The sequence below is a fragment of the Bacillus sp. FSL K6-2865 genome (assembly GCF_040311405.1).
In the GTDB taxonomy this organism is placed as follows: Bacteria; Bacillota; Bacilli; order Bacillales; family Bacillaceae; genus Bacillus; species Bacillus velezensis.
In genome coordinates this window covers 2,227,210-2,240,731 of sequence record NZ_CP152036.1, presented here as the reverse complement: position 1 = coordinate 2,240,731, position 13,522 = coordinate 2,227,210, and the positions used below count along the sequence as shown (strand labels likewise).

The following is a 13,522-nucleotide window of genomic DNA, read 5'->3' as shown; positions in this document are numbered from 1 at the left end:
CGTCGTGTGAAGCCGGCTTTTTATCAGTAATTTTGAAAGCGCATTCATTTAAGCGGGAAGGAGGTGACTGTCCGGCTTTTCATTTAGAATCGCTTATAAAAATAAGGAAAGGGATGGTGGTTCATGTTTTTTAAAAAAGGTCTGCACATGACGCTGGTTTTTCTTATGTTTTTCTTTTTCATATCAAGCAGCATGGAAACCGAAGTGTATGCGGCTGATCGGAAGGCTTCAGACAAAAACAAAGTAAGGGTGTGGTTCAGTTCTGAAAAAGATCCGGCTTCCCGTACGTGGTATGACGGGCCGCTAGAAGTGAAATACGCCTTAGACGAACAAACACCGCTTACATTGACAAAAAAGAAGGCTTCTGACTCCGCCGCTGTGTATATTGATCCGTCGCGCCGCTATCAAAGTGTGTTAGGCGTAGGATCGTCCCTGGAAGAATCCACAATCCATAATTTGTCAAAAATGACACCCGCAAAAAGAAAGGAAGTGCTGAAAAAACTGGTTGATCCCAAAGAGGGTATCGGCATGGACGTTATGCGCATAACGATCGGGACATCTGATTTTACGGCACAGGAATTTTATACGTATGACGATATGCCTGAAGGCCAAACAGATCCTAAGCTCCGTCATTTCTCGATCCAAAAGGATATTGATTTACACATTACAGCAACCATCAAGGAAGCCCTGGCGATAAATCCGGAACTGAAAATCATTGCCTCGCCGTGGAGCCCGCCGGCTTGGATGAAAACGAATGAAAACCTCAAGCGGGGAAAGCTGAAAGATAAATATATCGGCGAACTGGCCGTTTACTTCCGCAAATTTATTGAGGCGTACGAAAAGCAAGGAATTCCGATTTATGCCATGACCCTTCAAAATGAACCTTTGCTGGAAATCGACTATCCGAGCATGTATATGCCGCCGTCTCAGCAGCGCAAACTGGCACTGGCCTTAAAAAAAGAAATGAAAAAACACGTAATTGACACGAAAATTTGGATTTATGATCACAATGCGAGCGGGGCGTGGAACTATATTCCGCCGATTTTAGATGATAAAAAAGGAAACCGGGCGGCAGACGGCATCGCTTTTCACGATTATGACGGTGACCTTTCCGTCATGTCGGAAATCGGAAAGAGATATCCTGATCAATCTATTCACTTAACGGAGCGGTCTGTCTGGGGGACGGCAGGGGCGGACCGGATCGCGCAGTATTTCCGCAACGGCGCGTCGAGCTACAATGCGTGGGTGACGATGCTCGACAGTCAAATCAAGACGCATCATTGGATAGGCACCCCGGACCCGACGCTGTTTATTCAGGATGCCAAAAACCCTGACCGCTATTGGAATATCCCGATCTTTCATATGACAGGCAACTTCTCAAAATTTATCGACCGGGGAGCAAAGCGGATAGAAAGTAATTACGGCTCCAAAAACACAGTCTCGAATGTATCGTTCCTTAATCCTGATCAATCCATTGTGACAGTCGTAATCAACCAGACATCCGCCGATCAAAAATTCCATGTCGTTTCAGAAAATCGGCAGTTTGAAGCCGTCATCCCGGCTAAAACCGTGGCTACCTACAAATGGAAGCGGAAAAAGTAAAAACCGGCACATTTACGTGCCGGCTTCTTTCTGTTAAGCGCCTTTTTGGTTCAGTTCATCAGAAGGCGCTTTATTGAATAAACCGTCTTTGACGGCGTTTGAAGCCGCTTTTTTTACAAAAAACGGGTTGAGGATAATAACGGCTGCCATGTTAGCGGTCAAACCCCAAAAGCCTTCATATATACCGTGGGCGGATTGGGTGATATTTACCGTGAATGTCACGATAAGACCGACGAGAAGACCGATAATTGTCGCTTCTTTCGTTTGATTCTTCCAAAACAGACTGACGGCGATAGCCGGAAAGATCTGAACCATGCCGGAAACACCGAGAAGCTGAAGGGTAACGAGCGCAGTCGGGAACAGCATGCCGAATAAAAGCGCGAGCCCGATGACGACAAATACCATTGAACGGGTGATCATCGTCAGCTTGCTTGGTGACACATTCGGGTGAATCAAATCCCGATATAAGTTATTCGCAAATAAGTTTGATGCTCCGATGGCCATGATAGAGCAGGGAATCAATGACGCAAGAGCAATCGTGGAGTAAGCAAAGCCCTGCGCGACTCCGCCGTAAGACGTTTGAATCAGCTTCAATAAAGCGAGCCGCGGATTGGTATCTTCCGGCAGGACAAGAAACGCGATAAAGCCGAGAAAAATAACAAGAATCAAAACAATATTATAAAGCGGCAGAAACATGCTGTTTTTGCGGACGGCATCTGCGCTTTTTGCCGTAAATACGCCGGTTGCCGCATGCGCCCACATAAAGAGCGCCAGCGCAGATACGATGGAAGCTGTGATAAACCAAGGAATTCCTTTCGGCCCCGAGTCCGGAATCGTCAGCATTTGCGGCGCTTTTTCAGCCAAAGTGTGAATCATCGGCGTCCAGCCGTGAAAATGGATCAGCGGGAGTGACACGACCATAAACAGCATAATCACCCACACGAGAATGTCTTTAATAATCGCCGTAAACGTCGGCCCTTTAATTCCGCTGAAAAAAGTATACAGCGCTACAAGAATAAAAGAGATGATGACGACCATATTGACATTAATGACACCCGTTCCGGCCACCTGAAGCGTATCTTGAATTCCGCTCAGCTGGAGACAAATATAAGGAATGAGCATAAGAACGCCGACAATGGCGACAAGACTGGCCAAAAGTTTACTGTCAAAACGCTCACGGGCATAATCGGCAAGCGTCGTTAATTTGTGTATTTTTGCCACTTTCCACAGCTTCGGCAGAAAGAAATACGCGATAAAATACGCCAAAACAGAATACGGGATTGCAAAAAAAGCAACGCTTCCCCCTGTGTAGGCAGTGCTTGTTAAGCCTAAAAACGTATAAGCCGTATAGAGATCCGCGCCGACTAAAAACCAGACGAGGAGCCCCCCGAACCGTCTGCCGCCGACAGACCATTCCTCAACAGAAGTGCGTGATGATTTGTCTCTCCCGGCTATAAAGCCGATACAGACAACGGTTAAAACGATGACGGCTGTAATGATCAATGCTGTTATATTTGCGGGCATCAGTCCAGTCCTCCTTGTTTCTTCTGCAGCCTATAAATAAGAAACGAACATAATGGAGTGACTGCGATCCATAAAAGCAGCCAGAAATGAAAAAAAGGCAGCCCGATAATGATCGGATGAACCCGATTAGCGACTGACAGCAGGGCCAGCTGGCTGAAAGGGATTAAGATGAGAACGAAAATTAGTGCTTTTCTGACCATTTACTTTCCTCCTGAAACTTGATAATGCTCCTTATCATAGCAGGTGTCAGATAAGATCACAAGATATTTTTCAGAAAAAAAAGAATTCTATTACTTTTTTAACTGAAACACTTTAGTTGCATCTTCATTCATATTAAATTAGAATAGTTAATATCTCGAAATCGAGATATTTAGGAGTGAATGCATTGAATACACAAGGATTGCACCATGTTACCGCATTTGCAAAAGATCCTGCTGAAAATCTTCGGTTTTATACTGAAGTGCTGGGTTTGCGGCTCGTTAAAAAAACCGTTAATTTTGACGACCCGGCCACTTATCACTTTTATTTCGGCAACCAAAACGGAGAGCCGGGTACGATCATTACATTTTTTCCTTTTCAGGGAAGCCGCCCGGGAACCGTGGGAAAAGGGCAGGCCGGAAGAATTTATTTCTCCGTGCCGAAAGGAGCACTCGCGTTTTGGAAGCGCCGGCTTGAAGAAAACGGCTTGTCTGTAAAAGAACAGATCATGCTGTCTGAACAAGTGCTTCTCTTTAATGATACAGAAGACCTGCCGCTTGCCATAATGGAAGATGAAAGAAGCGGACAGAGTGAATGGACTCCTGCGGGCATTACTGAAAAAGAAGCGATCACAGGCATGAGAGGTGTTCTTCTGTACTCGTACCGTCCTGAAGCAACCATTCAATTTCTCATAGAACGCTTCGGTTATTCAAAGACAGGAGAAGAACATCAGATTGTCAGGCTGCAATCGGAGGCGCGGATCGGACATATTATAGATGTTGATCTCGCGCCGAAAGAAGCAGGTATCGGCGGTTACGGGACGGTTCATCATGTCGCTTTCCGCACTAGCGAAAAAGAGCAGGCGGAATGGAAGGATATTCTTGCTGATTCTCATCTTGCTTCATCTGACATTCTTGACAGGTCTTACTTTACATCAATCTATTTCAGGGAAAGCGGCGGCATTTTATTTGAAATGGCAACCGATGAACCGGGGTTTATGACGGATGAATCCTTTGAAAATCTCGGAACAGAGCTGAAGCTTCCGGAATGGCTGGAAGAGCATCGCAGCCAGATTACAGCTGTTCTGCCCAAAATGGAGAAAGGAGAATGATGATGAAACATGTGTTTGAACAGGGAACGTCAGAAAATGTTCTGCTGCTTTTGCACGGAACGGGAGGAAATGAACATGATCTTCTGTCGCTCGGACGTTTTATCGATCCGAACGCAAGTCTGCTCGGGGTCAGAGGATCAGTGTCGGAAAACGGCATGCCCCGTTTTTTTAAGCGGCTGAAAGAAGGCGTATTTGACGAGAAAGATTTAATTGAACGGACGGAAGAATTAAAGAATTTTATTGATGAAGCGGCGCAAATGTACGGATTCAGCAGAGAAAACGTGATTGCTGCCGGCTATTCAAACGGCGCCAATATTGCAGCAAGTCTTTTGTTTCATTATAAAGATGTACTGAAAGGAGCGGTTCTGCATCATCCGATGGTGCCGATACGCGGAGTGAAGCTGCCTGATATGGAAGGGCTGCCTGTGTTTATCGGTGCAGGAAAACGCGATCCTCTATGTACAAAAGAAGAATCGGAGGAGCTTTATCAGTATCTGACAGATGCCCATGCATCCGTTTCTCTTGTTTGGCAGGAGGGCGGTCATCAGCTCACACAGCAGGAAGCAGAGCAGGCACGAACCTGGTACAGTGAGCGATTCCTATAAAAAACCCTTAGTCTGCTTAAGCGGACTAAGGGTTTTTTTCATCTTACAGCCAAGTTGACACTTTAGATACAGGCAGCCGGTTGCTTTTATGCGCCGGCTTAACGGCTTTACCGATTGAAATCAGCATGACGGGCACGAAACGCTCGCTCACGTCGAATTCCTTAACGAATTGCTCTTTATTGAATCCGCCGATCGCGCAAGTGTCGTAGCCTTTTGCTTTAGCGGCTAGCATCAGCTGCATCGCTGCTAAAGAAGCGTTTAAAAATGCTGAATCACGGGCAAACTGATCATTTTGGTATGCACCGTTAATCTGGCCTAAAAGCGTTTGTTTAATCTCTTCTGTGATATTGCCTTGCTCAGCCAGTTCAGCATAAACGTCTTCACCATTTTCATTTGCTTTTAAATCGCCTAATACGGCAATAACTGCTGATGAATCAATAATCTGTTTTTGATTAAAAGCAACCGGAAGCAGGGCAGCTTTTGCTTCATCACTGTGAAAGACTTGAAAATGCCAATGCTGAAGGTTCCAGGCGGAAGGCGCTTGCGTTGTGATTTCAAGGAGTTCTGTTAATTCCTCTTTTGTAATGACCGCGTCTTTATCGTATTCTTTAACAGATGCGCGTTCTTTTAAAACGTCTAATACGGATGTCATCATGTTTCCTCCTTCGGATAAACGTGTTATCATAATAGAAAAGTTAGAAGCTTACTAAATGTAACTCGAAAACTAATTTTAATGGATCACAAAAAACTTGTCAATTCATAGATGAAGGGATGAACTCACGTGGGATATACAATGTGTCCTAAAATGGAATCCGCTTTTTCTCTTTTGGGAAAGCGCTGGAACGGCCTCATTATCCATGTACTGATGGACGGGCCGAAACGATTTAAAGATATGACCGAAACGATACCGACAATCAGCCAAAAAATGCTCGCGGAGCGGCTCAAAGAGCTGGAACAAAATGAAATCGTCGAGCGTCAGGTGCTGCCTGAAACACCTGTCAAAGTCATTTATAAACTGACTGATAAAGGCTTGGCCCTGCAAGCCGTTTTTCAGGAAATGCAAAAATGGGCAGACAGTTTTTGCGAGCCCGGGGGATCTGCCAACGACACATGTGATGAATAACAAAGGCTGCCCAAGGCAGCCTTTTCTTAATGATCATGTTTACTCGTCATAAAAACCATTAATATCAAAATTGTTCAGATTGAGGTTCAAGCCTTTTAATTGCTTTAATAAAGCATCGAATGTAAGGAAATGATCATTTTTATATTCCGCCGGGACATCATTTGGAGAAAATAGTTTCATTCCTCCTTCAATCCACTGTTTCCGGTATAACTGAAATGCCGCTTCAATTAAATGATCAGGCGTTACAATAAACCCTAAGCTTACGTCATGGTCCTCGCTGTAGCCGAATTCAAACCCGCAGCAGGGGCAAATATCAAATGTTTTTTGATATTCGCCGTTATAAACGGGACTTGTCTCTAATCCTTTAAATCCGCATATTAAACAAGGATACAACTCACTAACCAACATACATCCCTCTTTTATTCAGTTTGCAATCATTCAGAACAAGCGGGGAGGCCTTTTACAGTTTCCCGGTTAAAAACTGAGCCTCACCAAGCCCGAAGCTCCAATCGGCATTCCCGTTTTCTGTAATGGAAATCATGACGTCCTCGGGTGATATGCCGCATTCTGTTTTAAGCTGATCAGCCATCAGTTGATATAACGTTTCTTTTTGATGTTCGGTGCGCGCTTTGCTGACAATGCTGATGATGACAAGATCTTTGCTTCTTTTGAAACCGAGCCCGGTATCTTCAATGATAAGCTCATGAGGCCGATGCTGGTGAACGATCTGATAACGGTCCGTTACAGGGACGTCAAAAGCTTTAACCATGGCGTAATGGGCGGTATCCAGTAATTTTTTTAATGCTGCGTCATCCCGGCCTTCAATAACGTCAAAACGAAGTAATGGCATATTTTATTCCCCCTGATGGTTTTATAATGTCGAAACTTGTAAAAAAGTATAACATTTAATCAAAATGTAATCAAATTATAACCAAAATGTTTATGCATTAATGCAATATCAGAGAGAGGCACATGTTGTTACAATCGCCCAATCAATTTCCTCATTTTATGAATACGCTTAAGAATAGGCAGACATAAAGGAGGAAAAACATGTACCCTCGTCATGCATTGTATCGCGGGAATTTCGGTCCTGCCGGATTTCCGGCGAGAAGTCCTTTTTTGTTCGGCGCTCCTTTATTCGGCGGATTTTTAGGCGGTCTTCTCGGAGGCGTGATTGCCACAGGTTTCACAAGACCCCGCTATCCGTACGGGTTCGCCGGTTACGGATACGGAGGCGTCCCATACGGCGGTTTTGGGCCGGGTGCCGGCGGTTATCCGCCATTTTATTAAAGAAAAAACGGCCTGCATCGCGCGGGCCGTTTTTTTATCTTAAAATCTCCACTTCCGATAGATTGTAGTCTTCCTGTTTTGAAAACATAACTTCAATCATCCCGTCTTTATAGACTGCTTTTGTTCCTTTCCGTTTGACGAGGCTCGGAAGGACGATTTCTTTTTTTCCTTCTCCCAGACTGCTGTTCTCTACAACGAGGCTGTGTGACGTATGCTTAATCCTGATACGGTCGAGTTCCTCTTGTTCGGCGGGAATTTTCGCAAAAACATGATCGGATGTTTCAAAAAGGTCAATTTCCGGCTTGGGCGGTTCCGCTTCGACCGGCTCGGCCTTTTTGGACATTGGGTCGCGAAAAGGGAACTGTCCGGCATAACCGGCGCCGAATACGCTTTCCATCACTCGGTTGACATATGTCTCGACATCTTTCGGATCAGCATTTTTAAACGTTTCTTTAGAGAACTGATTTTGGAAGGGAAAATATCTGTTCCAATCAAACACGGCATCTCACCCTTTCTTAACGGACAACATAGTATATGCCCGCCGGAAGCTTCCCGTGATATAATATAATCTGTTTACAGAAAGGAAGGGGAAGGCCGTGCAAGGGAATAACGCAAGAAAAGGAATCATTTATACCGCTTGTTCTTTCGTCATGTGGGGGCTGTTTCCGGTCTATTGGAAACTTCTTGAACAAATACCCGCATTGGACATTTTAGCTCACCGGATTTTATGGTCATTTGTTTTCATGTGTGTGCTTTTAACTGTGCTTAAGAAGTGGAAAACCGGATGGCGTGAACTGCGTCTTTTGAAATCGGAAGGGGGCCTGCTGGCGCTTTTTTTCGCTTCCGTTTTAATTTCCGTTAATTGGTTTGTGTACATATGGGCCGTCAATCACGGCTTTTTGCTTGAAGCAAGTCTCGGGTACTACATTAATCCGCTCGTTTCCGTTCTTTTGGGCATCCTATTCTTAAAAGAAAAGCTTAACAAGATGCAAACAGCAGCCGTTTCTATTGCCGGGGCGGCCGTGATCATATCTGCGTTTCAATATGGCGCGGTTCCTTATATCGCATTGCTGCTTGCATTCAGCTTCGGCCTGTACGGCTTATGTAAAAAAAGAACCCGCATGTCCAGCACGATCGGACTGACGCTGGAGACGCTTTTGATTACCCCGGCTGCACTTATTTATTTAGGATATACAGCTGACGGGAGCACTTCCGGGTCCTTGGGGGCGGGAACATGGGCGCTCCTATTCTTCGCAGGCGTATTTACGGCTCTGCCGCTGTTGCTGTTTGCAGAGGGGGCAAAGCGTCTTCCGCTGTATCAAGTCGGCATTTTGCAATATATAGCGCCGACCATTACCCTTATGCTCGGCGTATTTGTGTATCATGAACCGTTTTCCGGGCAAAAAGCGTTTACCTTCATTTGTATATGGGCAGCATTGCTTTTGTTTACCTTTTCACAGATAAAATGGAAGCGGCCGATAAAAAGCCGCTAAGCCTTTCGCTTTCCAGCGATAGCTTAAATTATGTATAATCATTACGAGTATGTAAAGGAGCTGTACAATGGGCACTGATAAAGACATAGCAAAAGCCTATCAGGCACTGTGGAATAACCGCACTCTCCCGGCTTCAACTCTTGAAGAAGCGGAGAAGGCAATTGATCTTGAACTGCTTGATCAAAGAACACATCCGAGGCTCCGGAAGTCACCCGAGGAAAAGTTTGCTCTGGCGGTGCAGCGAATTGTAGATTCCCGGCTGCGGCCGATTGAGAAATATGAATTGGTTGAACTACATACGAAGCGTTTGCAATTTTTAAAAGAAGAAAGAGGGGAGCAGCTATGAAAGCGATCATAAAAGAAGATGTGCAAACTTCTTTAGAGCGATATGCCGATCGTCCTGTATATATCCATTTGGAAACAACGACCGGTTCTTATTCAGCGCATCTGAATGAGAAAAACATGACGGTTGTAGCCTATATACGCAATGCAAAAGTGACGTACCATCAGGCGAAAATCAAAGGAAACGGCCCGTACCGCGTCGGTTTGAAAACGGAAGAAGGCTGGATTTACGCAGAAGGTCTGACTGAATATACAGTAGATGACGAAAACCGCTTGTTAATGGCAGGGCATCTGCCGGGCGGAAAATTGGCGATTTCGCTTCAAATCAGCGAAAAGCCGTTTACAGTTTAAAGAAAAGGGTGAAAATCATGAAAGAACATGTACTCGTCATCCTGCCTCACCCTGATGATGAATCATACGGAGTGGCAGGGCTGATTGCTTTACACAGACAAAAAGATATTCCCGTTACGTATGCATGCGCAACGCTTGGCGAAATGGGCCGGAACATGGGAGATCCTTTTTTCGCGAACCGTGAAACACTGCCGCTGTTAAGAAAACAAGAGCTGATCGACGCATGCAAAGCAATGGACGTTACTGACCTGAGAATGCTCGGGCTTCGTGATAAAACACTTGAATTTGAAGATGACGAGTGGCTCGCTGATATGATGGAAGAGATTATCGACGATGTAAAACCGAGTCTGATTGTCACATTCTATCCGGAGCACGGCGTCCATCCGGATCATGATGCATGCGGAGAAGCGGTTATCAGAGCGCTTTACAGAAAGAAAAAAGAGGACCGCCCGCGCACGCTTTGCATGGCAATCACCCGCAACAGGGAGGAAGCCGTCGGCAAGCCTGATGTTATTCTTGATATTAAAGAGGTTGCCGATATTAAAATGAATGCCTTAAAAGCGCACCGCACCCAAACGGAAGGCATGCTGAGAGAGCTGGAAGAAAAAATAAAAAATAACGAGCCGGTTCTTCAGACATGGTTTGAAGAAGAAGTGTATTGGACATATCCGTGGAAAGACTGATAAAAAAAGGGATAAGGCTGAAATGCCTTATCCCTTTTTTTGTGTCAGATCGGAAGCGATCGCTTCTGCAAGCGAAGACCTTATTGATAAATTTGAAAAACTCAGTCCCAGCTGCACCGCGGTTTGGGCGATTTCAGGACGGATTCCGGATAATGTCGCTTTCACGCCGAGCATTCCGAGTGATTCAATTAAGGTGAAAAGCTGTTGGGCAACCATCGTGTCAATCATGGCTACGCCCGATAAATCAATGTACAGCTGCGTGATGCGCTTCTCTGAACACTGGTGCAGCGTATTCTCCAAGATCATTTTGGCTCTTGCCGTGTCAATATCCCCGATCAGCGGCAGCAGTCCGACATTGTCAAAAAGCACAATTACCGGCGAGCTCAGCTCGGTAATCAATTCTTTTTGCGCTTTAAGCTGAATGTTTGTGTTTTTATACATTTCTTCTATGAAAATATGAATGACCACATCAAACGATTTAATCAGCGTATGGAATATATCTTCGGCATCTTCTTCTGTCACCGTGTCTGAATGAAGTCTGGTAAACTGCTTGACATGGCCGACATACAAATCACGAACTCTGATAAACTCGCGAATGATGTAATGGATGGGAGTTTTTAAATGTTCTTCATCCCGTGCAGCTTCAAACGCCCACTTTTCCAATGCCGCTGTATATACTTCCTTCTCTTCAGAAAAAATCCGATTGAGCTGATAATTAAACGCCAGATTTTGTTTTTTCAGATTTGTGAGTACAGCCGGGTCAGTAGAAGCATAAACAGAATCAGGATCCGTTTCATGAAGCGTATCAAACCATGTCTGACTGATGTCCTCCGCCCGTTCAGTTAAATAATCGTACAGCAGTTTATGTTTTGGCATTGCTGCTCCTCCTTTATAAAATCATTTTTTTCACATAATGCTTTTGCAGTTTCATCAGTCTGAAAAATAAACCGACAGCTCCTGCGGCAAGTCCCGCAATTAAACCGATCCAGTAGCCGTATGCCCCGAGGCCCGTATAAGTGCCGACTGCGTAACCGAGCGGAAGCCCGATAATCCAATACGACACAAAAGCCGCGCCGAGTGTATAGTTGACATCCTTATATCCTCTCAGAGCGCCTTGTATCGGAGCTGCTACGGCATCAGAAAGCTGGAAAAACAGCGCATAGATTAAAAAGTGCTGCGTTAACATGAGCACCGCCGGATCTGATGTATACATTCCGGCGATTTGCGGCCTGAACAGTAAAATGAAAGCCGCCGTGCATAAAGAAAAACTAAGCGCCATCACGATCCCGATATAGCTGTATGAGCGGGCATCTCTATAGCGATTTGCGCCTGCTTCAAAGCCGACCAAAATGGTCATGGCCATGGATACGCTGAGCGGCAGCATATACAAGAGAGAAGCAAAATTCATTGCCGCTTGGTGGGCTGCAATCGTCACCGTCTGAAAATGGCTCATAAGCAGTGTGACAGCCGCAAAAATGCTCGTTTCAAAAAATACCGCAAAACCGATAGGCAATCCGATTTTCAAAAGCTTTCTGCATTCAGACGGAGAAAAACGGTACAGTTTCCGAAATACAGAGTACCCGGCAAACGGCTCAAATCTGCAGACGATAAAAAAGCTGATGGCGCAAATACACCAGTAAGTCAGGGCGGAAGCGAGCCCCGCCCCGACTCCTCCCAATGCCGGCATGTTGAATTTCCCGAAAATAAATACATAATTTAAAACAAAATTAATAGGCAATGAGCAAAGCGTAATAAGCATAGTGACTCGCGTTTTGCCGAGTGCATCAATAAACGAGCGCAAAACGGTGTACACAAACAAAGGAAAAATACCGAGGGATAAAAATCCTAAAAAGTGTTTGGCGATCGTCCGGACACGAGGTTCCAGGCCCAAATGTCCCAAGATCATATCAACGGTGAAAAAGCCGATCAGGATAACCGCCGCACTGAGAACGGCCGCTACATAAACGGCCTGGATGACGGAAAACGGCACTTCCTTTTGTCTGCCGGCTCCAAACAGCTGTGAAACAACGGGCGTAACGGCCATTAATATTCCTGCCAGGCCCGTATAAACCGGCGTCCACAGGCTTGAACCAATTGCAACCCCGGCTAAATCGGCAGCGCTCACTTTCCCTGACATCACCGTATCCAAAAAGGTGATCAGGGAAAGGCCCGCCTGTGTGATTAAAATCGGAATGAAGATATGTAACAGCTGTCTGACCTTTTGGCCGATCGTGTTCGTTTCTCTCAAGTTAGGTTCCCCGTTTCTTTATTTTAACGAGAGAAATTATAACATTTTATGTATAAAAAGCAATGAAAGCCGGCCTACTCTTTTTTGTCCGGTTTCGGCTTTTTAAACATCTTGGCATAAATGAATGAAAGTGAAATGACCCCTAAAAAGGTGCAGATATATTGCATCAGCCGTGCGAATTCCATATGATGTGCGCCTCCTTTCATGATTATGGTGCACACAGCGGCGCATATCCATGCGCGCGATGCAGAAAATAAGGGAAAGGAGCTGATGTGACATGCGCCACACTCAAATGACGGAAAGCGCGTTTACCGCTGCCGTTCAAACGTATTTGAAACAAATTACAGAGGATGCCGGAATGATACTGCGGACATTGGATGAAAAAGACCAATGCCTTCTTTGCGAATTAGATGAACTGGGACATACGTTTCAGGAAATGCAGGCTGTCGCTTCGTCGTTTTACCTGCAGTCATATATCGAACATTTTACGCCTTCCTATACAGAGCTGGCGAGGGCCGTGCAGCATCTGGCGGAAGAAAAACACGGAGCGCTGATTGTGATTGAACGTGCAGATCCGCTGGATGGAATGATACAAAAAGGGACCAGCCTGCATGCCGAGATCAGTGCAGCTTTAATTGAGAGTATTTTTTATCCCGGCAATCCGCTTCACGACGGAGCCGTATTGGTCAGAGAAAACCGGGTTGTATCAGCAGCCAATGTGCTTCCGCTCACAACAAAACATGTCGATCTCAAATACGGGACGCGCCACAGGGCAGCGATGGGACTTTCGGCCGTGACTGATGCACTCGTGCTCGTTGTTTCAGAAGAAACGGGAAAAATGTCCTTTGCTAAAGACGGCGGACTGTATCCGCTTGTTTCGCCGCGGGCGCTTCATACGAAATAATAAGAAAATGGGAATATTGTACCCATTTAATATTAATAAGGTGAACAT

General features: G+C 45.4%; 18 protein-coding genes. 10 read left to right on the top strand and 8 right to left on the bottom strand.

The genetic code is table 11. The features are described from left to right. Nucleotides 1-123 precede the first annotated feature (123 nt). Complete coding sequence (locus NYE42_RS10855; protein ID WP_342496949.1) at nt 124-1,602, top strand: glycoside hydrolase family 30 beta sandwich domain-containing protein; 1,479 nt, start codon at nt 124-126, stop codon at nt 1,600-1,602. A gap of 33 nt (nt 1,603-1,635) precedes the next feature. On the opposite strand, the gene NYE42_RS10850 is transcribed toward NYE42_RS10855, so the two are convergent. Together NYE42_RS10850 and NYE42_RS10845 are read right to left on the bottom strand one after the other, a co-directional pair. Beyond that, entirely contained in the window at nt 1,636-3,126 is a 1,491-nt protein-coding gene (locus NYE42_RS10850; protein WP_061860634.1) for a sodium:solute symporter, read from the bottom strand. Next, a complete protein-coding gene (locus tag NYE42_RS10845) occupies nt 3,126-3,326 on the bottom strand; it encodes a DUF3311 domain-containing protein (RefSeq protein WP_003153716.1) in 201 nt (66 codons plus the stop codon). The genes NYE42_RS10850 and NYE42_RS10845 overlap by 1 nt, the downstream gene beginning before the upstream one ends. A 185-nt stretch (nt 3,327-3,511) precedes the next feature. Here NYE42_RS10845 and NYE42_RS10840 point away from each other — a divergent pair, with 185 nt between their 5' ends. After that, the gene (locus tag NYE42_RS10840; RefSeq protein ID WP_025284865.1) at nt 3,512-4,435 is read left to right on the top strand and encodes a ring-cleaving dioxygenase; all 924 of its coding nucleotides are present in this window, start codon (nt 3,512-3,514) and stop codon (nt 4,433-4,435) included. Between the two features lie 2 nt (nt 4,436-4,437). Next, on the top strand, nt 4,438-5,040 hold the full coding sequence (locus NYE42_RS10835; protein WP_052827554.1) for an alpha/beta hydrolase: 603 nt from the start codon (nt 4,438-4,440) through the stop codon (nt 5,038-5,040). 43 nt (nt 5,041-5,083) lie between these two features. Here NYE42_RS10835 and NYE42_RS10830 read toward each other — a convergent pair whose 3' ends face one another. Further along, on the bottom strand, nt 5,084-5,692 hold the full coding sequence (locus NYE42_RS10830) for a nitroreductase family protein (RefSeq protein ID WP_003153727.1): 609 nt from the start codon (nt 5,690-5,692) through the stop codon (nt 5,084-5,086). A gap of 129 nt (nt 5,693-5,821) precedes the next feature. On the opposite strand from NYE42_RS10830, the gene NYE42_RS10825 reads away from it, so the two are divergent. Continuing rightward, nucleotides 5,822-6,163, top strand: a complete 342-nt coding sequence (locus tag NYE42_RS10825) for a winged helix-turn-helix transcriptional regulator (RefSeq protein ID WP_012117759.1) — start codon at nt 5,822-5,824, stop codon at nt 6,161-6,163. 39 nt (nt 6,164-6,202) lie between these two features. On the opposite strand, the gene NYE42_RS10820 is transcribed toward NYE42_RS10825, so the two are convergent. Together NYE42_RS10820 and NYE42_RS10815 are read right to left on the bottom strand one after the other, a co-directional pair. Next, complete coding sequence (locus tag NYE42_RS10820; protein ID WP_144664655.1) at nt 6,203-6,571, bottom strand: hypothetical protein; 369 nt, start codon at nt 6,569-6,571, stop codon at nt 6,203-6,205. A gap of 52 nt (nt 6,572-6,623) precedes the next feature. Beyond that, complete coding sequence (locus NYE42_RS10815) at nt 6,624-7,013, bottom strand: tautomerase family protein (RefSeq protein WP_003153733.1); 390 nt, start codon at nt 7,011-7,013, stop codon at nt 6,624-6,626. 200 nt (nt 7,014-7,213) lie between these two features. On the opposite strand from NYE42_RS10815, the gene NYE42_RS10810 reads away from it, so the two are divergent. Next, nucleotides 7,214-7,453, top strand: coding sequence for a hypothetical protein (locus NYE42_RS10810; RefSeq protein ID WP_003153736.1), 240 nt, complete (start codon nt 7,214-7,216; stop codon nt 7,451-7,453). Between the two features lie 34 nt (nt 7,454-7,487). Here NYE42_RS10810 and NYE42_RS10805 read toward each other — a convergent pair whose 3' ends face one another. Beyond that, a complete protein-coding gene (locus tag NYE42_RS10805; protein ID WP_039254863.1) occupies nt 7,488-7,952 on the bottom strand; it encodes a hypothetical protein in 465 nt (154 codons plus the stop codon). Between the two features lie 97 nt (nt 7,953-8,049). On the opposite strand from NYE42_RS10805, the gene rarD reads away from it, so the two are divergent. The 4 genes from rarD to bshB2 all read left to right on the top strand — a co-directional run bounded on the left by rarD (nt 8,050) and on the right by bshB2 (nt 10,322). Beyond that, complete coding sequence (rarD, locus tag NYE42_RS10800; RefSeq protein WP_007407959.1) at nt 8,050-8,946, top strand: EamA family transporter RarD; 897 nt, start codon at nt 8,050-8,052, stop codon at nt 8,944-8,946. Nucleotides 8,947-9,013: 67 nt separating this feature from the next. Continuing rightward, nucleotides 9,014-9,292 carry a hypothetical protein gene (locus tag NYE42_RS10795; protein ID WP_003153742.1) on the top strand — a complete coding sequence of 93 codons (279 nt, stop codon included), beginning with the start codon at nt 9,014-9,016 and terminating at the stop codon, nt 9,290-9,292. After that, nucleotides 9,289-9,639, top strand: a complete 351-nt coding sequence (locus tag NYE42_RS10790; protein ID WP_007407960.1) for a YojF family protein — start codon at nt 9,289-9,291, stop codon at nt 9,637-9,639. The genes NYE42_RS10795 and NYE42_RS10790 overlap by 4 nt, the downstream gene beginning before the upstream one ends. A gap of 17 nt (nt 9,640-9,656) precedes the next feature. Continuing rightward, on the top strand, nt 9,657-10,322 hold the full coding sequence (gene bshB2, locus NYE42_RS10785; RefSeq protein ID WP_007407961.1) for a bacillithiol biosynthesis deacetylase BshB2: 666 nt from the start codon (nt 9,657-9,659) through the stop codon (nt 10,320-10,322). Nucleotides 10,323-10,349: 27 nt separating this feature from the next. Here bshB2 and NYE42_RS10780 read toward each other — a convergent pair whose 3' ends face one another. Then, the gene (locus NYE42_RS10780) at nt 10,350-11,198 is read right to left on the bottom strand and encodes an STAS domain-containing protein (RefSeq protein ID WP_199021990.1); all 849 of its coding nucleotides are present in this window, start codon (nt 11,196-11,198) and stop codon (nt 10,350-10,352) included. A gap of 13 nt (nt 11,199-11,211) precedes the next feature. Then, nucleotides 11,212-12,570: an MATE family efflux transporter gene (locus NYE42_RS10775; protein ID WP_352426457.1), complete on the bottom strand. Its 1,359-nt coding sequence runs from the start codon at nt 12,568-12,570 to the stop codon at nt 11,212-11,214. A 277-nt stretch (nt 12,571-12,847) separates the two neighbouring features. Here NYE42_RS10775 and cdaS point away from each other — a divergent pair, with 277 nt between their 5' ends. Next, nucleotides 12,848-13,474: a sporulation-specific diadenylate cyclase CdaS gene (gene cdaS / locus NYE42_RS10770; protein ID WP_007407964.1), complete on the top strand. Its 627-nt coding sequence runs from the start codon at nt 12,848-12,850 to the stop codon at nt 13,472-13,474. The last annotated feature ends 48 nt before the right edge of the window (nt 13,475-13,522 follow it).